This window comes from Sphingobacterium yanglingense (assembly GCF_004363245.1).
Taxonomy (GTDB): domain Bacteria; phylum Bacteroidota; class Bacteroidia; order Sphingobacteriales; family Sphingobacteriaceae; genus Sphingobacterium; species Sphingobacterium yanglingense.
Genome location: NZ_SNYV01000017.1, coordinates 64,465 through 85,789, shown reverse-complemented (window position 1 = coordinate 85,789; position 21,325 = coordinate 64,465). Strand labels below are relative to the sequence as shown.

At 38.2% G+C, this 21,325-nt stretch carries 22 protein-coding genes; 11 read left to right on the top strand and 11 right to left on the bottom strand.

Annotation, left to right across the window (positions count from 1 at the left end):
* The first annotated feature begins 48 nt into the window (after positions 1-48).
* Both CLV99_RS18475 and CLV99_RS18470 read left to right on the top strand, forming a co-directional pair.
* Positions 49-426 carry a DUF3127 domain-containing protein gene (locus tag CLV99_RS18475; RefSeq protein WP_133585993.1) on the top strand — a complete coding sequence of 126 codons (378 nt, stop codon included), beginning with the start codon at positions 49-51 and terminating at the stop codon, positions 424-426.
* A 538-nt stretch (positions 427-964) separates the two neighbouring features.
* Positions 965-2,197, top strand: coding sequence for an ROK family transcriptional regulator (locus CLV99_RS18470; RefSeq protein ID WP_133585992.1), 1,233 nt, complete (start codon positions 965-967; stop codon positions 2,195-2,197).
* A 2-nt stretch (positions 2,198-2,199) separates the two neighbouring features.
* Here the strand turns inward: CLV99_RS18470 and CLV99_RS18465 are convergent, their stop codons facing one another.
* The gene (locus CLV99_RS18465) at positions 2,200-3,213 is read right to left on the bottom strand and encodes an acyltransferase (RefSeq protein WP_133585991.1); all 1,014 of its coding nucleotides are present in this window, start codon (positions 3,211-3,213) and stop codon (positions 2,200-2,202) included.
* 109 nt (positions 3,214-3,322) lie between these two features.
* On the opposite strand from CLV99_RS18465, the gene CLV99_RS18460 reads away from it, so the two are divergent.
* Together CLV99_RS18460 and CLV99_RS18455 are read left to right on the top strand one after the other, a co-directional pair.
* Positions 3,323-4,099, top strand: a complete 777-nt coding sequence (locus CLV99_RS18460; protein ID WP_133585990.1) for a hypothetical protein — start codon at positions 3,323-3,325, stop codon at positions 4,097-4,099.
* An 8-nt stretch (positions 4,100-4,107) separates the two neighbouring features.
* Positions 4,108-5,211, top strand: coding sequence for a toxic anion resistance protein (locus CLV99_RS18455; RefSeq protein WP_133585989.1), 1,104 nt, complete (start codon positions 4,108-4,110; stop codon positions 5,209-5,211).
* Positions 5,212-5,253: 42 nt separating this feature from the next.
* Here the strand turns inward: CLV99_RS18455 and CLV99_RS18450 are convergent, their stop codons facing one another.
* The 3 genes from CLV99_RS18450 to CLV99_RS18440 form a co-directional block, all read right to left on the bottom strand.
* Positions 5,254-5,727: a fumarate hydratase gene (locus tag CLV99_RS18450; protein WP_133585988.1), complete on the bottom strand. Its 474-nt coding sequence runs from the start codon at positions 5,725-5,727 to the stop codon at positions 5,254-5,256.
* A 64-nt stretch (positions 5,728-5,791) separates the two neighbouring features.
* Positions 5,792-7,189 carry a class II fumarate hydratase gene (gene fumC, locus CLV99_RS18445; RefSeq protein WP_133585987.1) on the bottom strand — a complete coding sequence of 466 codons (1,398 nt, stop codon included), beginning with the start codon at positions 7,187-7,189 and terminating at the stop codon, positions 5,792-5,794.
* A 138-nt stretch (positions 7,190-7,327) separates the two neighbouring features.
* Complete coding sequence (locus tag CLV99_RS18440) at positions 7,328-7,897, bottom strand: hypothetical protein (protein ID WP_133585986.1); 570 nt, start codon at positions 7,895-7,897, stop codon at positions 7,328-7,330.
* A gap of 229 nt (positions 7,898-8,126) precedes the next feature.
* Between CLV99_RS18440 and CLV99_RS18435 the strand changes: the two genes are divergently transcribed.
* Positions 8,127-9,746: a S41 family peptidase gene (locus CLV99_RS18435; protein ID WP_133585985.1), complete on the top strand. Its 1,620-nt coding sequence runs from the start codon at positions 8,127-8,129 to the stop codon at positions 9,744-9,746.
* Here CLV99_RS18435 and CLV99_RS18430 read toward each other — a convergent pair.
* The 5 genes from CLV99_RS18430 to CLV99_RS18410 form a co-directional block, all read right to left on the bottom strand.
* The gene (locus CLV99_RS18430) at positions 9,743-10,855 is read right to left on the bottom strand and encodes an endonuclease/exonuclease/phosphatase family protein (RefSeq protein ID WP_133585984.1); all 1,113 of its coding nucleotides are present in this window, start codon (positions 10,853-10,855) and stop codon (positions 9,743-9,745) included. The genes CLV99_RS18435 and CLV99_RS18430 overlap by 4 nt on opposite strands.
* Positions 10,855-11,742 (bottom strand): rhomboid family intramembrane serine protease, encoded by an 888-nt coding sequence (locus CLV99_RS18425; protein ID WP_133585983.1) that lies wholly within the window; start codon positions 11,740-11,742, stop codon positions 10,855-10,857. The genes CLV99_RS18430 and CLV99_RS18425 overlap by 1 nt, the downstream gene beginning before the upstream one ends.
* Before the next feature lie 34 nt (positions 11,743-11,776).
* Positions 11,777-12,490, bottom strand: a complete 714-nt coding sequence (locus tag CLV99_RS18420) for a rhomboid family intramembrane serine protease (protein ID WP_133585982.1) — start codon at positions 12,488-12,490, stop codon at positions 11,777-11,779.
* Between the two features lie 10 nt (positions 12,491-12,500).
* A complete protein-coding gene (gene mutL / locus CLV99_RS18415) occupies positions 12,501-14,375 on the bottom strand; it encodes a DNA mismatch repair endonuclease MutL (protein ID WP_133585981.1) in 1,875 nt (624 codons plus the stop codon).
* 119 nt (positions 14,376-14,494) lie between these two features.
* On the bottom strand, positions 14,495-14,965 hold the full coding sequence (locus CLV99_RS18410; RefSeq protein WP_133585980.1) for an Lrp/AsnC ligand binding domain-containing protein: 471 nt from the start codon (positions 14,963-14,965) through the stop codon (positions 14,495-14,497).
* A 266-nt stretch (positions 14,966-15,231) separates the two neighbouring features.
* Here CLV99_RS18410 and CLV99_RS18405 point away from each other — a divergent pair, with 266 nt between their 5' ends.
* On the top strand, positions 15,232-16,275 hold the full coding sequence (locus CLV99_RS18405) for a hypothetical protein (protein ID WP_133585979.1): 1,044 nt from the start codon (positions 15,232-15,234) through the stop codon (positions 16,273-16,275).
* Here CLV99_RS18405 and ruvC read toward each other — a convergent pair.
* Entirely contained in the window at positions 16,272-16,835 is a 564-nt protein-coding gene (ruvC, locus tag CLV99_RS18400; protein WP_133585978.1) for a crossover junction endodeoxyribonuclease RuvC, read from the bottom strand. The genes CLV99_RS18405 and ruvC overlap by 4 nt on opposite strands.
* 158 nt (positions 16,836-16,993) lie before the next feature.
* Between ruvC and CLV99_RS18395 the strand changes: the two genes are divergently transcribed.
* Both CLV99_RS18395 and CLV99_RS18390 read left to right on the top strand, forming a co-directional pair.
* The gene (locus CLV99_RS18395) at positions 16,994-17,968 is read left to right on the top strand and encodes a hypothetical protein (RefSeq protein WP_133585977.1); all 975 of its coding nucleotides are present in this window, start codon (positions 16,994-16,996) and stop codon (positions 17,966-17,968) included.
* 49 nt (positions 17,969-18,017) lie between these two features.
* The gene (locus tag CLV99_RS18390) at positions 18,018-19,082 is read left to right on the top strand and encodes a glycosyltransferase family 2 protein (RefSeq protein WP_133585976.1); all 1,065 of its coding nucleotides are present in this window, start codon (positions 18,018-18,020) and stop codon (positions 19,080-19,082) included.
* On the opposite strand, the gene CLV99_RS18385 is transcribed toward CLV99_RS18390, so the two are convergent.
* A complete protein-coding gene (locus CLV99_RS18385) occupies positions 19,079-19,816 on the bottom strand; it encodes a lysophospholipid acyltransferase family protein (protein ID WP_133585975.1) in 738 nt (245 codons plus the stop codon). The two genes, CLV99_RS18390 and CLV99_RS18385, sit on opposite strands and share 4 nt — an antisense overlap.
* A 193-nt stretch (positions 19,817-20,009) precedes the next feature.
* Here CLV99_RS18385 and CLV99_RS18380 point away from each other — a divergent pair, with 193 nt between their 5' ends.
* From CLV99_RS18380 to CLV99_RS18370, 3 genes are read left to right on the top strand one after another with little or no spacing between them, the layout of a single operon-like run.
* Complete coding sequence (locus tag CLV99_RS18380; protein WP_133585974.1) at positions 20,010-20,282, top strand: DUF2089 family protein; 273 nt, start codon at positions 20,010-20,012, stop codon at positions 20,280-20,282.
* Positions 20,272-20,748, top strand: coding sequence for a hypothetical protein (locus CLV99_RS18375; protein ID WP_133585973.1), 477 nt, complete (start codon positions 20,272-20,274; stop codon positions 20,746-20,748). The genes CLV99_RS18380 and CLV99_RS18375 overlap by 11 nt, the downstream gene beginning before the upstream one ends.
* Positions 20,741-21,325 carry a hypothetical protein gene (locus tag CLV99_RS18370; RefSeq protein ID WP_133585972.1) on the top strand — a complete coding sequence of 195 codons (585 nt, stop codon included), beginning with the start codon at positions 20,741-20,743 and terminating at the stop codon, positions 21,323-21,325. Before CLV99_RS18375 ends, CLV99_RS18370 begins: the two co-directional genes overlap by 8 nt.

Sequence of the window (21,325 nt, the reverse complement as noted above, 5' to 3'; positions counted from 1 at the left end):
ATCTAAAACGCAAAAAATGTGTAATTTTATCGTTTAATAATTTTGAATATGGAAATCAGAGGAAAAGTGCACGAAGTCGGTGCTTTACAGCAGGTTACAGAGTCTTTCAAGAAAAGAGATCTTATTGTTGCATACGCCGAGAACCCACAGTTTGTAGAGTATATTCGCTTTGAAGCGACACAAGATAGAGTTAATATCTTTGATAACTTGGCGGTAGGCGAAGAAATTGAGATATCATTTAACCTTCGTGGACGCCCATGGACTAATAAAGATGGCGTTACCACATATTTTAACTCGTTGGTCGCATGGCGTGTAACGAAATTGGCAAACACAGGATCAGGTGCTTCGGCTCCAGGCTACGGAGAAATGCCTGCACCGGTAGATATCAGCTCTTCAGGGGCAGATGACGATGATTTACCATTCTAAGTCAATTCAATAAAAAATATAGAAGGGGCTGTCTTGTAATACTCAAGACAGCCCCTTTTTCTTTATACCGAAAAAACGATTACTTCACATTTCTTAAACTTAAATAGGTTCAGCTTGATACCAACTAGGGTACATTTTATTATATAATAAGGATTTCATACGGACTAAAGCGAATAAAACCCTTGTTATCTCCCTATTGTATTCTGATTTATTACTTGTCAAAAAACAACGTAGTAATAACATGGTTCCTAGATGTTACTATATTAGTACCAGCTGATTAAGCGTAAAAAAACATTGGGAGAGCAGAAAATGGAACGATAGGCTCTGCTCATGGAAAGCCTGGATCTTTAGATTATGTTAGATATCAAAATCAATGTAAGAAGTAAATTTTTTTGTTTATCTATTTTTTAAATAATTGTCCACGATTATTTTTTATTATTTTAATAAACTTTCATTTTTAAGGTAGTATTTATTATAAGTTGTATATTAGAAGCAATGGTTGATAGAATAAATTGTCAGCCTTTATAGGACCTGTTTTATGAGTATTTTAGAAAATCTTTTATCAAGCTTATCTGATCCTAAGCAAATCCGTGCCATGCAGAAGAAAAATAGACTGCTGCGTGCTGTCTATGACAAGGAGGCTATTTCTGTTAATGAATTGATGAAAGTTTTAGGTATAAGCTTTCCAACATTGAATACGTTGATTGTGGAGCTAATAGACCAAAAATTACTTATTCAGAATGAGAGAGGAGAATCTGTTGGTGGACGTAAACCTAATTTGTACCAATTGAATGATGGCATATTTAAGGTGTTATGTGTCGAAGTGAATCGATTTTCTGTTAAAATCTCTTTCGTAGATAATAACAATAGGGTTTTAGCTCCTTTTGAGGTATTTGAATATGATTTGTCGGTCGGAATAGAAGGGTTGAGTAAGTTTGAGGATCTAATTAATAACTATGTCCTTAGCCATGCTTTGATTTGGCAGGATGTGTCTGGACTGGCTATTTCTATGCCTGGGCTGATTGATAAATCAAAAGGGAAAAATTACTCTTTCTTCTTCGAGACTGATTTCGACTTGAAAAGTCATCTGGAGAAATCTTTTGCTAAGAAGGTTTATATTGTCAACGATGTTAAGTTGACGACTTATGCGGAACAGAATTTCGGAGCGCTGAAACATGTCGAAAATGGATTGACGATTCTTATGGATTGGGGGATGGCATTAGGTATTGTTGCTCAGGGAGAAATTTATATGGGTAAGAATGGATTTTCGGGAGAGATGGGACATATGAATTTTATTGAGGACGGAGAGCTCTGTTACTGTGGGAAAAGAGGATGTTTGGAAACAGTTGCTTCGGGGATATCTTTGGTCAAGAGGGCAGGACAAGATATTAAAAATAATGTCCCCACATTATTGACTAAAAAATTTAATAGTGAGAATATTCTGCCGCAACATATTATAGATGCGGCCTTGGAAGGAGATCAATATGCTATTGAATTAATTACAGAGTTGGGCAAAAACCTGGGTAAGGCGATTGCGTTGTTTGTTCAGATCTTTAACCCAGAACGGGTTGTACTCGGTGGCAAATTCGCCAAGGCAGCAACGCTGATTACAAATCCTATCCAGCAGCAGATACAGACTTATGCTATGGGACGAATTCTGAATAACTGCGAGGTTGTGCTTTCAACATTGAGCGATAAGGATATCACCTGTGGACTAGCGCGGTATTTCATTATCAATTGTTTTGATAATGATTTGCTGTCTGCAAATTAAGCTTAACCACTTATATACTTGCCGTAAGGGATTTTTCGGATTGCAAAAGTGATTAAGATAGATGCTATTATTGTGCTTAATGTCGCTAGAGGGATGACCCATCCGGTGCCCATGTAGCGTGATAAAAGTGGGTGTAAAAAGTTCAAAGGGATAATATGGCAAAGATAGATGCCGAAACTGTATCTATCTATTATTAAAACCCATTTTGGGATGACACTCGTCTGTTGTGTATACTGTTTGACCAATAGAAATATACTGCTAGCCGCTAGTGCTGTAGTGGGAAATACATAATTATAGAGTATAGTATTCAGTTGGTTGCCTTTTTGATTGAGCATGTAAGTGCCTGTTGCTGTAATAATGGTGACTAGTAGATATCCTAATAATGGTGCATATCGGTGCCAATTAAACTGTTTTATCGTTAGGTAATACCCTAGTACCAAGTAGCCGATATAGCCTGAAAAAAAGGTCAGATCAAATTTTGGCATTACCGTATAAAATCCCTTGTTGGCGATAAACATACTCAGAAACCAAAACAGTAGAAATAGTTCTATTTCCTTTATGCTGCAGTTTGCGAGGATTTTTCTTAAAAAGGGAATGGCTAGATAAAGTCCGATAATCATGTATAAGTACCATAGATGTGCATTGGCACCGTGCAATATTTTGTCTTGAGCGATAGTGCATATCGTTTCAAATGACAATGTCGCAAAATTGGTGTATCGATAAAAGTAGTATATCAGGTAGATGATTGTCCAGAATAGAAAAGGGTAAATCAGTTTTGGGAGCCTTTTTTTATAAAAATACCATGTGTTCTCTTCTTTTTGCAGTAACAAAGCTCCCGAAATAACGACAAATAAAGGGACAGCACATCGTGTTGCGGCATTTATCCAATTGGCGTAATTCCAATCGAAGGCAGTTGTATCTATTCGATAGAGAAAACCTGTCGAAGCATGGATCAACACAACGAAGACTGTCGCAATGACACGTAAGTAAATAATATAACTGTTTTTTTCTGCCATGATGTAAAAATATATATAATTGGAACAAGAATTGGATATCGATGTAACAATAGCTTTTGGTGGAGCTGAATAGTTGGCTTTTTACCAAAAAAAATAATTAAATTGCATTATGGGTTGGGCCACAAAAAAGAGTAAACGTTGGGAGTTGGGACGATTGAAATGGACATTTTTGTCGATTTTAATGTTTGCGCCCCCTATTCATCCATTGGTAATGATGTCTCAGGCATCTAAGGGGAAAGTCAGATCATGGTATCTGTTGTCTTGGCTGTTGCTTTTTGTTCAATTTGGTCTTTTTTATTCCTTCTATATTTTCGCTGGAGCGATGTCACAGGGAATGTTGCTTACAGTCTGTGGGTATATCACCTCTTATATCGTAGGGAATGGACTGTTGCTCAATCAATCAAAATCCTATTTGCAGCGACTAGAGTTGGGCGAAGTCCGTCCGTTGACATGGATTAATACGCTGGCAGATCAGCGCCGACTGGAACTGGCGCAGGCACAGGTTGAAACACCACAATCATTCGTCACTAAATTGATGTATTTTCAGAAGGAAGTAGATAATCGAAATATACAACAGTATGTGGCTAAAATTGTTCGCCTTTTCCATTTGTTAGAGCAAAGAGATGTTCAAGAGGCTGAAAAATTCTTGGTTAGACACGGGACGGTTGTAAATGTACTGCGGGAGTATGATGACTTGGAAAACACGAGACTTCATAATCAAGTGACGCTGGATTCTAAAAGTAAGCTGGAAGCAGTACTTGCCCAGGCAGCTACAGCAATTGAAATTGATGTCACAAACTTAATAAAAGCACGTCTATTGGATGTGTCGGCAGAGTCGGATGTTTACTTACAGACCTTAAAAAATAAGAACCTCTTAAAAGATTAATAGAAACTATGAGCACTATAGATTTGACTTCCTACGAAGATAACAATCAGGATAAAAGTAAAGATATGCAGGTCAGCTTTTCGGATGAAGAGAAAGCCTTAATTCAGCAGTATAGAGATAAGATAAATTTGAACTCAACAACGGATATTATTCAATTTGGTGTCGCTAGTCAGACCAAGGTGAGTAATTTTTCGAATGAGATATTAAAGCAGGTACGTACTAAAGATATGGGTGGAGCAGAAGAGATTCTGTTAAATCTTCGTTCGGATATCAAGTCTTTTGATGAGAATCTGAATAAAAAGCCACTAATCCCATTTTTTGATTCTTTAAAGAAGAAAATCCAACGCATGCGTACGGAGTATGCTTCCGTTGAGAAGAATATTCATCAGATTGAATTGAAATTAGAAGGACACTATAAGACCCTATTGAAGGATGTTAATATCTTTGATAAGCTTTTTGTCGAGAACCAAAACTATTTCAAAGAGTTGTCGCTGCACATTGCGGCGGGAGAGGAAAAGTTGGACGAAGTGCACCGTATTACGTTACCCGAATTGAAGAAAGAGGCAGAAGAGTCTGGGGATCAGCACAAGATACAGGCCTATAAAGATATGGAGCAGCATGTCGTTCGTTTTGAACGTAAGATCCATGATCTGAAGTTGACGCGCATGGTCGTGTTACAGACGGCGCCGCAGATTCGAATGATACAAAGTAATAGTAGTTCGCTGATGGAGAAAATACAGTCCAGTATTGTCAACACCTTGCCTTTGTGGAAAAACCAAATGGTGCTTACCCTAGGTATTGCTCATTCTCAACGTGCTTTGGAAGCACAAAAAGCTGTAACGGATGTGACAAATGAACTATTGCGTAAAAATTCCGAAATGCTTAAAGAGTCTACAATCAGTGTAGCTCGTGAAACAGAGCGTGGGATCGTGGATATCGAGACTATAAAAAAGGCAAATACCGATATCATAAGCACAATCGAACAGGTGCTTCAGATACAGCGCGATGGACGGGAAAAAAGAAAGGTGGTGGAGCAAGAATTGCTACAATCTGAAAACGAGTTAAAAGCAAATCTATTGAAGTCTTCGGACGATTCAAAGTTGATAAACTAAGCAAAAGAGCCACAACGATTGTTGTGGCTCTTTTGCTTTTTTCTACATTTCCCAACGCTTTTTGGGGACGCAGGTAATATCTTTAGTCTTGCGTAATATGATTGGTCTAGAGTCAAATTTGTTTTCCAATACGACCGAATCCTTATCATGATATACTAATTTGAATCGAGGTAGGTATTGGCCACTTTTGTAACAGCCAGATATCTTTTGTTTCCCATTTTCTTTGGTATATATACCTTCTGCTATGATACTGTCGCCTCGTAGCACATATACTGCCTTAGCATATTCGGTCCATGACCCGTTATTGAAACAGCTGTCGGGCATGGTCTTCGTTTTTGCATGCATGTGCATTTTTGCATACAGCGAGTCGCAGGTGAAAGTGAACTCATGCAGTGTAAAATTAAGCATTTGTTGCTGCTGCGGGATACTGTCCTGCACCCACACTCCTTGGAGGAAAGAGACCCCCTCGGTTTGCATTTCAGAATGTCGCTGGCATCCTGAAAAGACAAAAAGCATACTTAGGGAAAGTCCTAAGTATGCAACTATGTTTAAATGTTTTTTGATAAATATCTGCACTCGGTTATTTTAAGCTACCTACCATTTCTTCAGGTTTTACCCATTCGTCAAATTGCTCTGCTGTAACATAGCCCAAAGCAATAGCAGTCTCTTTTAGTGTAGAGTTGTTTTTATGAGCGGTTTGAGCAATCTCTGCAGCTTTATAGTAACCTATTTTGGTGTTTAATGCAGTGACTAACATCAATGAATTGTCAACCAGTTCTTTGATGCGCGCGTGATTCGGTTCGATACCGATTGCACAGTGTTCTTCAAAAGAAATACAGGCATCACCAATTAAGCGAGCAGATTGCAAGAAATTAGCAGCCATTACGGGTTTAAAAACGTTAAGTTCATAATGACCTTGTGTACCACCAATTGTAATAGCCACATCATTACCCATGACCTGTGCTGCTACCATTGTTAATGCTTCACATTGTGTAGGGTTGACTTTTCCTGGCATGATAGATGATCCTGGTTCGTTTTCAGGGATTATTATTTCACCAATACCTGAACGAGGGCCTGATGCTAACATCCGAATATCATTTGCTATTTTATTTAATGCAACAGCGAGTTGTTTTAATGCGCCATGTGTTTCTACAATTGCATCATGAGAAGCTAAAGCTTCGAATTTGTTCTCTGCTGTGATGAACGGGTGTCCTGTGAATTGAGCAATATATTTTGCGACAAGAACATCATATCCTTGCGGTGTATTCAGTCCTGTTCCTACTGCTGTTCCGCCAAGAGCAACTTCTGATAAATGTGCGAGTGTGTTCTTGACTGCTTTGATACCATAGTTCAGCTGTGCTACATAACCGGATAATTCCTGACCTAGTGTCAAAGGTGTCGCATCCATTAAGTGTGTACGTCCAATTTTAACGACATTCATAAACTCTTCGGACTTGCGTTTTAGGGTATCACGAAGCTTTTCGACACCAGGGATTGTTATTTCAACAACTGCTTTGTAAGCTGCAATATGCATTCCTGTAGGGAAAGTGTCATTCGATGACTGTGATTTGTTGACGTCATCGTTTGCTTTGAGCACAGGTTCGCCTTCTCCAATTGTACCTCCAGCTAGGACTTGTGCCCGATTTGCAATAACTTCGTTAACATTCATGTTGGATTGAGTTCCAGATCCAGTTTGCCAAATTACTAAAGGGAATTGATCGTCCAATTTACCCGCTAATATTTCATCGCATACTGCTGCAATAGCATCGCGTTTTTCGACGGGAAGTACACCTAATTCATGATTAGCATAGGCGGCAGCTTTCTTTAAGTAAGCAAAGCCATTGACAATCTCAAGGGGCATAGAAGCTGCAGGTCCAATTTTAAAATTGTTGCGCGAACGTTCTGTTTGGGCTCCCCAGTATTTATCTGCTGGCACCTGAACTTCACCCATCGTATCTTTTTCTATTCTGAATGACATAATGTTAAAGTAAAAAGTTAAAATTCAAAAAAATAGGATTCCTTAATCTTTTCCTGTAGATAGAAATCTTAAAAACAAAGTTACTTAATAATAAAGAGAATAGGCAACTTGTAGTGCGGAAAATCATATACACATCACCTAAATACCCAATCTCTTTTGAAGGTATTCCTGGATATGATGATATAGTTGTTTGGGTTTCAATGTTCGCCAGGGAATATCATTTAAGAATCCGCCAAAATTGATGAAGTAATCGATGTTATTGCTTTGAAACTCCTGGATGACATGTTCGCGGAAGTGTATTCCAGCGATCCATCCGTCTTCGATGTCTTGAAACCATTCTTCATAATAAGAGTCGTCCGAAGCGTGGAAATTAAGTACATTTTCTCCTATCAGTATATATTTTGTGATACCTTCCTGTATCATTACATCGATGATCTCTCGCTTAAGAAGCATGATGTCGTTATAAATAGCGTCATTCCACTCCCCAATAAACTCTATAATCGTATAACCAAGATCATAGTCGACATAGAGAATTTTGAGATAGAGAGTTTGTGATCCGAAATCGTCCCACTGTGGATGGAGGAGGAAGTTGTAGACTTGCTTGTCGAATTCAAATTCATTGTAGATTGTGCCATAAAATGGAGATTTTTCATCGTCAGATGAAATATAGTCGTGTCTCCACTGATAATAGGGTTCAATCTCATGCATATGTGTCAATTTTTTTCAAACCTAAATAATTTCATTTTTATCTGCAATGTAATTATACAGCTACACTTCCGTTTTATTATATTGTTTTTGACATAAAAATTAGCAATTGTTAGCTGATTTTAAATTGTTTGGAAGTTATTTTGGTATCTTTGACACATCGTGTTTACAGGGGCAAATTACCAATAATGTAACACATGAATCCTGTTTTAGGTGCATACGAATTAAATAAATGCAAAAAGGTACTGGACGGAATATTTTTGTAGCTGCAACTTACGCGGCAACGCTATTGCTAGGATTGATTCTGGGACAAAATTACGTAGACCAACAAAGTAATAACCCAGGAAGTTCTTTGGTACCCATTGGCCTTTCGGATAATTCTTATAAAATACAACAAGTTCTAGATTTGCTATCCAATACCTATGTGGATAGTTTAAATTTAGATTCTTTGCAAAATGGCGCTATCAACCATATTGTAGCTCATCTAGATCCCTATTCTTCTTATTTGTTACCTAATGAATCTAAAGCACAATCGGAAGCATTGGAGGGAACATTTGAAGGTATCGGGTTAGAGTTTTTTAATCTTCATGATACGTTGATGGTTGTCGGTGTGATTGGGGGAGGGCCGGCGGAGAAGGCTGGTTTGAAAGTCGGTGATCGGATTTTGAGAATTGATTCAACATACGTCTCTGGTAGAAAAATTGCGCAAAACACCGTAGATAAAATGGTACGTGGTAAGAAGGGATCGACTGTGGCGATTTACGTTGCGAGGGACAATGATATTAAAAAAGAGCCATTTAAAGTAATTAGAGATCAGATCAATGTGAGCTCTATTGACGTATCTTATCTGATTAAACCGACTATTGGTTACGTGCGTATCAGACGGTTTGGGTTAAAGACAGCTGAGGACTTTAAAGCGACCATTAAAGAATTGAAAAAGCAGGGCGCCCAAAGTCTTATTTTGGATCTTCGAGATAATGGAGGAGGCTACTTCCATATAGCGATTCGTCTCGCCAGTGAGTTTTTTAAAGACCGAAAGATGCTGGTCTATACGGAAGGGGCACACGAGAATAAAAGGGAATATTATTCTGAAGGAGAGGGAGAATATACTGACGGTAAGTTGGTTGTCCTGATTAATGATGGTACTGCCTCTGCCTCCGAAATTGTAGCGGGGGCCGTGCAAGATTGGGATAGGGCTACCGTTGTAGGACAGCGGTCTTATGGTAAAGGAATTGTTCAGGAGCAGTTCGATTTTTTAGATGGCTCTAGGGTGAATTTGAGCATCTCTAGGTACTATACGCCTTTAGGTCGTAGTATACAGAAGAAATATACAGCAAACTGGTCTAATATGATAGACTATGCCAGTATGTACAGAGGTCTTTGGTTATTGGACACCACTTTTGCGAATGCACAGGTATACAAGACGCTAGCTGGTCGAGAGTTGTTCAGCGGAGGAGGGATCGATCCCGATATTAAGATTTCCGTCGATTCAAATACGCTGAGTTTACTTTATCAGGAAATTGTAAAGTCCAGTTATTTAGAACAGTTCGTCTATGAGCGCTTTACAAAGCAACTGCCTGCCTACTCGATAGAGAATTTCATTCAAGGATATCATTTACCGCAGGCAGAGTATGACAAATTCATCCTCTATTTGAAAGATAGGGATATTATAGTTAATGAAAGGAGAAGTAAAGACCTATTGAAGTTAATACAGTCTGATATCGAGGCCATAGTTGGACGTTATTATTTTGGAAGGGAAGCCTATTTTAAAGTCAAAAATAGAAGAGATGAGTATGTAAGGCGAGCGATAGAACTCTTGATGCCTCCTGTTAAGAATACTGTGGAGACTTAATGGATTAGATCTGCCCAAATTGGGTAGTGGTCCGATAGACGTTCTTTGATAATGCCATAATTGTCAACAGTGATGGCTTTATCGCACAATATATAGTCGATTTGAAATAAGGGAAGCATCCCAAAATGAGTAACGCCCCAGCCAAATCCCTTTTCTTCAAATGCATTATACATGTTCTTTCCTACGGTATTGACACTATAAGACATCGGTGTGTCATTAAAGTCTCCCATGACGATATAGGGGTAGGGACATGATTCGATGTGTTTCCGTAACGACTTGGCTTGCTCGCTGCGATGAGTGAAAGCTCTTTTGAGCTTACGGCCTACCTGCTTTGTTTTTTGTTCATCTTTGACCTGAGCAGCCGCAGATAATTGTATGAACTCCTTGTCTTCCTCTTGCAGGGCGAAAGAACGTAAATGGACATTGTATATACGCAAGGTGTCTGCCTCTCGTTTGATATCCGCAAAAATAATCCGATTGATACCATAGCCATTTTTGAATATTGTGCCATGGTCGATAATCGGAAATTTGGAGAATATGGCCTGTCCATAACCTTCGTAGTCATTTTTTGAAACAGGCTCAAAATAGTAATCTTCGAAATTACCTTCTTCCTTTAATATTTTTGTGAATTGTCTTGATCCTCGAATACGGCTGTAAAATTCCTGAAAGCAGATGATGTCCGGATTGACGGTATTTACTAACTCAGCAGTCTCTTCTCTGAAATTGTCCTTTGGACTATTGTACTTTTCAAAGAGATGTACATTAAAGCTCATAACACGAAGGGTGGTATCTGCCTTTACAACAATTTTATCATTGTTGTTTTTAAAGTTGATGTGTTTTCCCAATAAGCTCCAACCGGCAATTATGGCTAAAAGACTCAGTAAGGCATATCTTTTCTTTCTTAGAAACCAATAGATAATAAAACCGATGTTAATAATGATAATAGGGAGAAAGGCAAGACCAAAGAAGGCTATGGGCCAAAACTGTTGGGGGTCTATAAAAGATGCCGAATAACTCAATAGAAGAGCGACTACTGCAAGTATATTTGCAATAAAAACAGTCTTGCTAAAATAGCCAAGTCTTTTACGGAAAAATGATCGGTTTGTCATTACTGATCCTGCTTGCTGGCCTTAAAAAGGACCTCTTTCTCCTGCGAATTTAGACTTTCGTATCCACTTACCGAAATTTTGTCCAGTATTTGGTCGATAAGATCCTGGTTAGGCAAATCTGTAGGGTGTTTTCTGTTTGAGCTACTGTGACGGCCTGCATTTTTGCCTTGTACAATTTTTAGATGTTTGGGACGTCTGCTTTTTTTGAAGAACTTGCTCCAATCATTCCCTTTTTGGAGTTGCCATATAAATAAAGCACCGAAGCCAGCTGCGAAAACATAGACTATAGCAGAGATAGGGTTATCTAAAAACAAAAAAATAAACTGTAGGGCCAAATACAGGAAGGCAATTGTCTTTAATTTTATGTCACCTAATAGGAACATTCTAACTTGTAAGTGAGGAACCAATATCATTACACTACTAATGAGCGCAGCTAATCCGAATGTTGTTGTGTTCCAGTATTTTGTGGCGTCTGAAAAATAGGGGACTGAACTAGCTCCAATGTAGAGTAGACCACCTAGTGTTATGGCTCCGAAAAAGACAGTTAGTAGTTGCCTGTTGTTTAGAAAGTTTAGAAAAATATTACCTACCCAGTATAGCCAAAGACAATCAAATAGGATGTTGAAGATGCCTTGGTAGATAAAAGGGTGCGTTAATAAAGACCAAGGTTGTCGTATGAAAGCGTATATTGAAGAAGGAAGGCTCAGGTGTTCGTATGTCCATTTGAAGAGGTCCGTAGAGATAATGTCATCAAATGTCAAGAGCTCAAAAATGTGCAATAGTATAAACATGAAGGCTTGTCCTGTAATGATATACGGGATAGCTGATGTGTTTTTATACGTATCCCTCACAAACGATTTTAAGACATTTTCCTTCATGCCACTCATTTTGGATTAAGTATTCCTTATTCTTCGGTAGATCTTAATGATATCCCTTTTTTATTTTCCATGATTTTATCAGAAGATAACCAAACAATGCCCCACCGACATGTGCAAGGTGCGCAATAGATGATCCCGAATTGTTAAAGCCAAGATAAACTTCGATTAAAATATATGCTCCGACAAAATATTTCGCTTTTATAGGGACCGGAATAAACATAAAGTATAACGGCATGTTTGGGAAAAGGTATGCGAAAGCAAGTAATAAGCCAAATATTGCGCCAGATGCACCTACCATGGGTGTGCCATAAATAGATATCAGTGTGCTGAATTTGTCTTGTGTAAGTTGTAAGGATGATGAAACACGATCTTGAGCAAAGTCGAAGTTTAGAAAAGTACTCGCTCTGATAGTCCCAGTTATTTGTTTCACTTCTATTGCTTGTACTCCATATTGAAGTACTAAGGCTCCTAAGGCACAAATTAGGTAGTAATTTAAAAAGCGTTTAGAACCAAACATACGTTCGATGATTGGACCGAACATGACTAAAGCAAACATATTAAAGAAAATATGGCTGAAACCGCCATGCATAAACATGTAAGTGATAGGTTGCCATATATGAAAAAAAGGTGAATCAGGATAATAAACCCCGAACCATCTGCTTGCTGGTTCAAAAATGACTGTCCCTATAAAGCATATGATGTTTATAATTAATAGGTTTTTTACTACCGGTGTAAGATTATCAAGTAAGTTGTTCATCTATACTTTTCTAGTTTTTATTAAATTTATCCATCAACTCCTGCAATGTGATGGTAATGATTGTCGGCTTCCCGTGTATCGAAATATTAGGACTTTCACAAGCAAATAATGCGTCGATTAAATCTGATATTGATTCGTTATCCAATGCTGTCCCAGGCTTGATAGCTGCGTTCTTGGCCAAGCTCCTTGCTAAGTTCTCTCTTTTGTTGAGGGTAAGCTCCGATGCATTGTTTTTATAATCTTCCAAAAGTTGGTCTACAAGTTTTACCTCATTGATATTTGTTCCCAAATCTGCCGGAATTCCATCTACAATATAAGTAGTTTTTCCGAAAGGGCGAAGTTGAAATCCTAAGGTTTGGAGTTCGGGAAGGAGCTCATTCATTAAAGCAAAGTCCGATGCCGATAACTCAAGGGTACTCGGGAACAAGCTTTGCTGACTTGATCCTTTGTTGTTCTCTAAGTGTTCTTTGTACTGTTCAAATAAAATACGCTCATGTGCCGCCTGCTGGTCGATCAGCATGAAGCCAGAGTGAATCTGGGAGATGATATACTTGTTGTGAATCTGGAAAAAATGCTTTTTATTTTCGCTTTTGTGTTGGAAAATATCTTCAGTCTCCGATTCTTCAGGATGAAGAGGTAACTGAGTGTGCTCTTCCTGTTCCGTGATTTGATATAGGGTGTCCCAGTTTTGAGGAATGCCTATTTTCTTTTCAAGGCCCTTTGAGTAGGTTTCTGCTCTAGATGTTTTTGAGGATATTGAAACGTCACTGGTTTCTTCAAAAGGATTAAAGTTCGGATTGAAAGAAATCGTAGGTGCCTGTATTTCGTCTAGCGGCTTGGCCGAGATCAGGTTACTGAAACTCGTTTCCTGATTGAAGTCTAGTGAAGGAGTAATGTTATACCTGCCCAAAGATCTTTTTACTGCAGAACGAAGGATAGCATATATTGCCTTTTCATCCTCATACTTGATCTCTGTTTTTGTAGGGTGTACGTTGATGTCAATCTTCGCAGGATCAATCTCTATAAAGAGGACATACAATGGGAAACTATCGGCCGGTAATACTTCCTCATAAGCATTCATGATTGCATGATTCAGATAGGGGTCCTTTATGAATCTTTTATTAACAAAGAAGAATTGCTCACCTCTAGTCTTTTTTGCATATTCAGGTTTTCCGATGAATCCTTGGATATTGATGATGCTGGTCTCTTCTTCTACAGGGACCAATTTTTGGTTGTAATTGTTTCCGAATAGGTGGACTATACGCTGTTTTAACGTGCCAGGAGATAAATGGAACAATTCGTTGTTGTCACTGTGTAAACTGAAGAAAATATCAGGATGAGCTAACGAGATACGCTGAAATTCGTCAATAATATGTCGCATCTCTACAGAATTGCTCTTTAAGAAGTTGCGACGGGCAGGAATATTATAAAAAAGATTTCTTATAGAAATACTAGTTCCTGATGGTAGGGCCTCTGGATGTTGGTCGACAACCTTCGAACCTTCAATCTCGATAATGGTTCCCAGTTCGTCTTCTACACGTTTGGTTTTTAATTCTACCTGTGCAATCGCGGCAATAGAAGCCATTGCTTCTCCACGAAATCCCATGGTACGAATAGCAAACAAATCAGCCGCTTTTCTAATCTTACTGGTTGCGTGTCGCTCGAAACATAAGCGTGCATCAGTAACACTCATTCCACAGCCATTGTCTATAACCTGAATCAAGGTTTTTCCCGCATCTTTAACAATTAGCCTAATACGGTCTGCTCCAGCGTCAATCGCATTTTCTATAAGTTCTTTCACAGCCGATGAGGGTCTTTGAACCACTTCACCTGCGGCGATCTGATTGGCAACGGAATCTGGGAGTAATTGTATAATATCAGACATACGATGCGAAGTTACGAAAAAACCTTTACGTGTGATGCTAACTTGTGGCTTTTAGCTTAGGGAAAAGGTGTGTGTACATGGCAGCTAAGATTCGCTAGCTGCCATAAACTGTCTGTATATTACAGTGTAATCTGTCTTTTTACGCTCTCTTCTAGGGAGATGATGGTTTCTGTTCGTTGTATACCTGTTAGGCCTTGGATGTCCTCATTAAGAACTTTGCGTAGATGTGCCGTGTCTTTACATATTATTTTAGCAAACATGCTGTATTGACCAGTACAATAGTGTAGTTCGACAACCTCTTTTACCTGTTTAAGTTGCTCCACGGCATCAGCATACTGTGAACCTTTTTCTAGGTAGATGCCCAAGAATGCAGTGATATCAAAACCGACTTTCTGAGGATTGATGATAAGGTTAGAGCCGTGGATAATACCTAGCTCTTCCATTTTCTTCATGCGGACATGTATAGTTCCTCCAGATACAATTAATTTCTTCGCTATTTCGGTGTATGGAATGGATGCATCTTCCATTAAAATGGATAAAATCTGAACGTCAAGATTATCTAAATCGTAATTTGAATAGTTTTTTTCCATAAAGAGTAAAATTTATGCTGTTGTTTTATCGTGTTTGTAAATTTATAATAACCGTTTTTCTGACATTTAAATCTTAAAGATAGTGTAGTAGAAAAACTGATTTTTGTACTTTAATATTTTTCAAAATTAATAACAAAAAATCATATTGTATTTTTATTTTTTGAAAAAAATGAATTGTATTTTGTGATATTTTAATAATCCATCGGTTTTTGTAGACTGTTGCTTTTATTTATCTTTATAAAAATTAAAGAATTAAGTAACGGTTTATGGAGATTGACGATGTAAAAATTTCACGAAAGAAACCCATATTTTCTGTTGGAATAGGCTTATTGAAGTATCTGAAGATGTATCAGCGAGAGGCTAAGCTACCTATATCCTATTACGATTTGTTGGACTTTCAAGAGACCGCCCCTGTTATGGACAAGTATGGTAACGATACCTTTTGGGAGACTCCGTTATATCCACCACATCTTCAAGACCAATTGTATGAAGGACTGAAGGTGGTATATGCTGTTCTCAAAGCATCTGGTAATACGCGGATAGTACAACATAAGATTATAGATCGTATTGAATATTGTGCTTTTGGGAATACAAAGCCGTTTCGGGTACGGATTGTGAATCGATTAAATGATGTCTACGACTATTTTTATATCAAACAGGCTGATGCATCTCGAATATATGGACTCGAGCTGGAGGAGATTTTGTCCCCCAATCAAGTTAACTATGTGTATGATAGGGATACGCTTGTGGAAGAGCATATCGTAGGGATACCCGGAGATATGTTTAGTAAAGATAGGATTGAACATCCTGATTATAACCAGACTAGGATTGCTAAAGAGTTCGTTAAATTTAACGAACGTTGTATCATTTCATTGCTTGGGGATATGCGGGCTTACAACTTTGTGATGCAGATCACTCCGGATTTTGATGATTTTCAATTTAGAATCCGGGCTATAGATTTTGATCAGCAGTTTTATGAAGGGAATCCTAAAGTGTATATGCCACAGTTTTTTAAAGAGAATTTTCCTTATGTCAAATTGTGCATGGAGCATTTGAATGATAAGACTGTATTGCAGTACCAACAGGAGGAGCGCTCATCGATTGTGCATCGTGTCCGAAGTGAGCGACATCGTATCAAGGACTTGAGGGATGCATCGCAGACGCAACAGCTTTCTACGGATGAAAACATAATTCAGCTACGTGAAGGGTATGCAAGGTACTATGGTAATGACAATTACTTTAGATGTAAGAGTATGACTGATATCGTGGAGTTAAATGTGAAAAATGTAATCAGACAGGTTCAGCTCTAGCGGATCCTGTCCTGATTGTCTTTGAGAAAAGCAGACCAATTGGAGTAGCTTTTGGCTCCGGTTGTGGTGTTCTGCTGGAAAGAGTGGCACACTGCTACAGCAAGTCCATCTGTGGCATCTAGGAATTCAGGCGTTTCTTTAAAACCCAATAAGCTTTGAAGCATCGCGGCTACTTGTTCTTTACTGGCGCTTCCATTACCTGTTACAGATTGTTTTATTTTTCGGGGAGCGTATTCAAAAATAGGAATATCTTTGGATAGAGCTGCTGCCATGGCCACACCTTGTGCGCGGCCTAGTTTTAGCATGACCTGGATGTTCTTGCCGTAAAAAGGAGCTTCCAAAGCTACACAGTCGGGGTTATATTCTTCGATTAAGGCCAGTGTCTTTTTGAAGATTCGTTGAAGTTTGAGGCCGTGGTCATCTAGATGCCCCATTTTAACAACACCAAGCGTTTCTAAGGTCATTTTTTTACCGACTTCCTTTATTATCCCATATCCCAAAACAATAGTCCCTGGGTCGATACCCAAAATGATTCTTTCTTTCGCCTTTTCCTTTTGCATAATACAAAACTAAGTAATTATTCGTTGCTTTTACATTGATGTACTTTGGATTTGACTGCTGTTCTAGATGTTGTCTTTGTACTATCCAGATAACCGAAACTTTAAAATGGGAGCTACTGAAAAAAAATGCTTAAAATTGTGCTTTCAAATTTTTTGAATTGACGAAGACACAGAGAAAATATCTTAATTACGGGATCAAGTTCGGTATTGTCGGTTTGGCGGTGTGGTTTATCATAACCAAGATCAATAACCAGCAAAATCTTGTTGCATTTACTTCGCTGATGAAGAGTATTCCTTCATCTACAATGTATGTAACACTGAGTGTTGTCGTAGTTCTGATGCTTTGCAATTGGTCCTTAGAGGTTGTGAAGTGGAAGTATTTGAGCCGCAACCTCGAGTCTCTTAGTTATTGGAAAGCATTACAGTCTGTGTTTTGTGGCTTGACTTGGGCTATATTTACACCCAATCGAATCGGCGAGTATGGAGGGAGGGTACTGCTCCTGCAACCACAAAATCGTGCTCGAGGTGCAGTATTGATGGGGGTGGGGTTGTTTGCACAATTGGTGTTGACCAGTTTTTTTGGCGCACTGAGTATAGCTTGGTTCGTAACCGTATTTATAGAGGCACCTACACCGGTTATTTTTGCTATATGGATGATAGCAATTATTTATGCCTTTGCTTTTCTGCTTTTATATTTCAACGTACATTGGATCGATCATCTTGTTGGGAAGCTGAGGTGGTTGAACAAGGTTAGTCCTTTTTTTGCTGTTCTTAGGGATGTACGTTTTCAAGAGCTTCTCCATGTGCTTCTCCTCTCATTGGCTCGGTTTGTTATTTTTACTTCGCAGTACGTTATACTGATGCTGGTGATTTTGCCGGAAATACCGTTGATATCTATGATATTAATGATTTTTATTCTTTTCTTTGTGCAGGCTGCGGTACCGTCGTTGGATATATTCGATTTTAGTGTGCGTAGTTTTGTGGCGAGCAATCTATACAGTTATGTGACTACACAAGAGATAGCAGTTATGGCTATTGTGTCCTGTATTTGGTTTGTTAACTTGATTTTGCCCGCTATTATTGGTTCTTTTTTTGTACTGAATGTTAATTACCTAAGTGATAGTAATTCTTAATTCCGCCTTAATTTTTTGTGCTATAATCTATGTGCTTCTCGTCTTTTACATGCGAAAAGGCTGGGCAAGGATACCTTATTTCAACTCTAGTAAAGTGACCTCCGAGCGAGTATCAGTATTGATTGCCGCACGGAATGAGGAAGAGAATATCGCTCGTACGATAGATTGTATATTGAATCAGGACTTTCCGAAGGAAAATTTGGAGCTTATTATTGTCGACGATCACTCTACGGATTCGACTGCTGCTATTGTCCGGTCTTACGCTGATAGGGGAGTGAGGTTGTTGCAGCTTTCTATCGGAGATAAACTCAATTCGTATAAAAAGTATGCTATTACTAAAGCGATAGAGATGTCTACAGGTGATATTATTATTACTACAGACGCGGATTGTCGGATGGGAAAAGATTGGTTAAGAACTGTAGTTCAATATTTCGAAACCCATGACAGCTATTTGGTGTCTTCACCCGTGTTATATTCGGAGGAAAAGACATATTTTGAGGAATTGCAAACTTTGGAATTTATGTACCTTATAGGGTTAGGTGCAGCGGGTATTGGTAATCATTCTCCTACAACATGTAATGGCGCGAATTTAGCCTATCGAAAGTCTGTCTTTTTTGAAATGGGCGGTTTTAATGGTATCGATAATCTAGCTTCCGGTGATGATGAATTATTTTTGCATAAGGTAGCCGAAAAGTATGCTGAGAAAATAGGCTTTTGCAAATCCAAAGAGGCAATAGTCTATACGGATGCAAAGCCTGATTTGAAATCCTTTATTAGTCAACGTAAACGTTGGGCTTCAAAGAGTACAAAATATAAGAACAAAAAAGTGGTTGCCTTGGGCGTGAGTATTTGGTTATTCAATCTGGCACTTTTGATTTCTCTATTTGCGTTTTTATTTCGCTTGCCCGAGTTCAATTGGATTTTATTGACCGCCTTCGCTTTGAAGATAATTGTAGAGTTTTTATTTATGGAACCAATAACTACTTTTATGGGCAGGAAGGAATTGCTGAAATACGTGCCTATCCTGTCTATTGTTCATAGTTTCTATATCGTATACATCGGTATTGCTGGGAATACAGGAAAATATGACTGGAAAGGCCGTCAAGTAAATTAGCGCTCTACTTTCTCTCTTATCATATCTTCAGCCTTTTTGACAATTTCTTCTGCGGTTAGTCCTTCTGTTAATATAGCTGGAAGTACTTCCCATGTCATTTTGGTAAAGGGTCTCAGAGGAAACATTCCGTATTTTACCATTTGATAAGATCCGTTGATAGCTACTGGGACTACTAATGCGTTAGGGTTCTTCTTTAAAAGTGTGGCGATACCTCCTACAGAAAAACTTTTCATTTTTCCTGTTTTTGTTCGTGTTCCCTCAGGGAATATTACTGCCGACCAGTTTTTCTGTTTCATATTGTTGGCTAGCTTCAATATTTCAGAGATAGATTGCTTGGAATCTTTTCTGTCGATATTGGCAGCGCCTCCGTGCAATAGATTGAAAGAAATACTTGGAATTTTCGCCTCAGCCAGTTCAATTTTGGAGATAAATTTGGCGTGATATTTCCGAAGGTAGAATATCATTGCAGGAATATCAAACATGCTTTGATGATTTGCTACAAATATAATCGGTACGTTAGTCGCTAATGCTTTATGGCCTGTGAAATTCACCGTATTGAATAGCGTATAATTGCAGGCTGTCAAAAAGAAATTTAAGATATCTACGCTTCGCTTATGTGCCGCATATCCTCCTAACTTGAGGCATAGCCATTGGATAGGGTGAAAAATCAAAAGCGATACTGCGAAGCAGCTATAAAAAATCGGAGTAAGGATATACCCAATAAATTTTCTCATATTAAAAAATCAAGGAGCAAACTTAGATAAATTAGTGCTTATATGCAATATACGGTGCTAATCCCGACTAGCGTATACTGTAGTAAGTGTATTTTTGTTTTTCATGACTTTTTGTAAACAATGTTAATGTTGTTTTTAATAAAATTAATATATTTGTTTATATTGTTTAGTTTTATTTAGTTTTTGTCGATATATGAAGTTGCCTATATACTGCCCAAGCTGTGAAGAAAAGCTGCAGGTTGCCAAATTAACATGTTCTACGTGTGGTACAGAAGTTTCTGGGAATTACAAGTTGCCTGTTCTAATGTTACTCGATCTCGATGATCAGGAGTTTATGATGGAGTTTTTATTGAGCTCCGGAAGCATTAAAGAAATGGCTGGTAAAATGGGAAAAAGCTATCCAACAGTTCGTAATAGATTAGATGATCTGATTTTAAAAATTAAGGAGCTACAAAATGGCAAATAGGAATTCTTGGAGAGAAAAGCAAAGCTTTATGTCTGTTTGGCTGTTTAGTTTGTTAATTGTTATCCTTTTTATAGCGTGTAGAGATGTTTATCAAGACTACAAAAATACAGGCGAATGGACGCTGAATTTGGGAGTATGGATAATCGTTCCGGTATTGCTATATTTTATATTCAGTCGCCTTTATACTACAATCGATGACAAAGGAATTGAGATTAGTTTTGTTCCGTTCGCTTGGCGTAAACGATGGAATTGGGATAGTATAGCAAATATTGAAGTTCGAAAATACGATTTGATTGAGTTTGGTGGATGGGGCTATCGCGTCGGTAGAAATGGTGTAGCATATACCTGTAAGGGCGGATATGGTATTCAGATGGAGTTAAGGAATGGAAAGAAAGTCTTGATTGGTACCCAAAAACAGGATGAAGTAGACGAGTTTATTAAAGAAATCATAAATAGTAATGTTTAAAAATAGCTGGAATCCATTTGTACACAATTCTGAACAGAAACTGTTGGTCATAGGCTTGGTCGGTTTTGTTTTTGCAGCTCTATTGAGCAGTTATAACCATGTAATGTTGTTAGGCGCATTAAAGATCGTGAATACAAAGCCGATGCTTTGGTATATATCGCTTTGCAATCTTGGGATTACCCTATTAGCGAACATACTTGTTTTGTATCTATTTGCTATTCTAAGATTTGCAAAGACCAGATTTATAGATGTGGTCAATTCGGTGTTGATAGCCCATCTAGCGATGTATCTTTTGCTCCTTATTACAGTTATTCCTTTCGTGTCAGATTTTTTAAAGTCTATGGAGTTTTTAGTGTTAGACCACATAAATAACCCAACTGGCATATCGGTCGACAAAATAGGATTAATGCTGGTATTTGCATTTTTTTCGCTCGCATGCTTGATTGGTTTTTTTTCACTTTTATTAAAAGGAATGAAAATTGCCATGAATAGCAAAGTAGGAGGGGATACGATAGCTATCGTATTATTGACCCTAGTATTGAACACCGTGCTACAGTTTATAAATATATATCTATAG

Excerpts from the sequence above, each read along its gene's own strand:
- CLV99_RS18385 (WP_133585975.1), bottom strand. The coding sequence starts at position 19,816 with ATGAGAAAATTTATTGGGTATATCCTTACTCCGATTTTTTATAGCTGC.
- CLV99_RS18475 (WP_133585993.1), top strand. The coding sequence starts at position 49 with ATGGAAATCAGAGGAAAAGTGCACGAAGTCGGTGCTTTACAGCAGGTT.
- CLV99_RS18465 (WP_133585991.1), bottom strand. The coding sequence starts at position 3,213 with ATGGCAGAAAAAAACAGTTATATTATTTACTTACGTGTCATTGCGACA.
- CLV99_RS18450 (WP_133585988.1), bottom strand. The coding sequence starts at position 5,727 with ATGCTTTTTGTCTTTTCAGGATGCCAGCGACATTCTGAAATGCAAACC.
- CLV99_RS18375 (WP_133585973.1), top strand. The coding sequence starts at position 20,272 with ATGGCAAATAGGAATTCTTGGAGAGAAAAGCAAAGCTTTATGTCTGTT.
- CLV99_RS18420 (WP_133585982.1), bottom strand. The coding sequence starts at position 12,490 with ATGAACAACTTACTTGATAATCTTACACCGGTAGTAAAAAACCTATTA.
- fumC (WP_133585987.1), bottom strand. The coding sequence starts at position 7,189 with ATGTCATTCAGAATAGAAAAAGATACGATGGGTGAAGTTCAGGTGCCA.
- CLV99_RS18460 (WP_133585990.1), top strand. The coding sequence starts at position 3,323 with ATGGGTTGGGCCACAAAAAAGAGTAAACGTTGGGAGTTGGGACGATTG.
- ruvC (WP_133585978.1), bottom strand. The coding sequence starts at position 16,835 with ATGCAAAAGGAAAAGGCGAAAGAAAGAATCATTTTGGGTATCGACCCA.
- CLV99_RS18410 (WP_133585980.1), bottom strand. The coding sequence starts at position 14,965 with ATGGAAAAAAACTATTCAAATTACGATTTAGATAATCTTGACGTTCAG.
- CLV99_RS18435 (WP_133585985.1), top strand. The coding sequence starts at position 8,127 with ATGCAAAAAGGTACTGGACGGAATATTTTTGTAGCTGCAACTTACGCG.
- mutL (WP_133585981.1), bottom strand. The coding sequence starts at position 14,375 with ATGTCTGATATTATACAATTACTCCCAGATTCCGTTGCCAATCAGATC.
- CLV99_RS18380 (WP_133585974.1), top strand. The coding sequence starts at position 20,010 with ATGAAGTTGCCTATATACTGCCCAAGCTGTGAAGAAAAGCTGCAGGTT.
- CLV99_RS18470 (WP_133585992.1), top strand. The coding sequence starts at position 965 with ATGAGTATTTTAGAAAATCTTTTATCAAGCTTATCTGATCCTAAGCAA.
- CLV99_RS18370 (WP_133585972.1), top strand. The coding sequence starts at position 20,741 with ATGTTTAAAAATAGCTGGAATCCATTTGTACACAATTCTGAACAGAAA.
- CLV99_RS18405 (WP_133585979.1), top strand. The coding sequence starts at position 15,232 with ATGGAGATTGACGATGTAAAAATTTCACGAAAGAAACCCATATTTTCT.
- CLV99_RS18425 (WP_133585983.1), bottom strand. The coding sequence starts at position 11,742 with ATGAGTGGCATGAAGGAAAATGTCTTAAAATCGTTTGTGAGGGATACG.
- CLV99_RS18440 (WP_133585986.1), bottom strand. The coding sequence starts at position 7,897 with ATGCATGAGATTGAACCCTATTATCAGTGGAGACACGACTATATTTCA.
- CLV99_RS18390 (WP_133585976.1), top strand. The coding sequence starts at position 18,018 with ATGCGAAAAGGCTGGGCAAGGATACCTTATTTCAACTCTAGTAAAGTG.
- CLV99_RS18430 (WP_133585984.1), bottom strand. The coding sequence starts at position 10,855 with ATGACAAACCGATCATTTTTCCGTAAAAGACTTGGCTATTTTAGCAAG.
- CLV99_RS18455 (WP_133585989.1), top strand. The coding sequence starts at position 4,108 with ATGAGCACTATAGATTTGACTTCCTACGAAGATAACAATCAGGATAAA.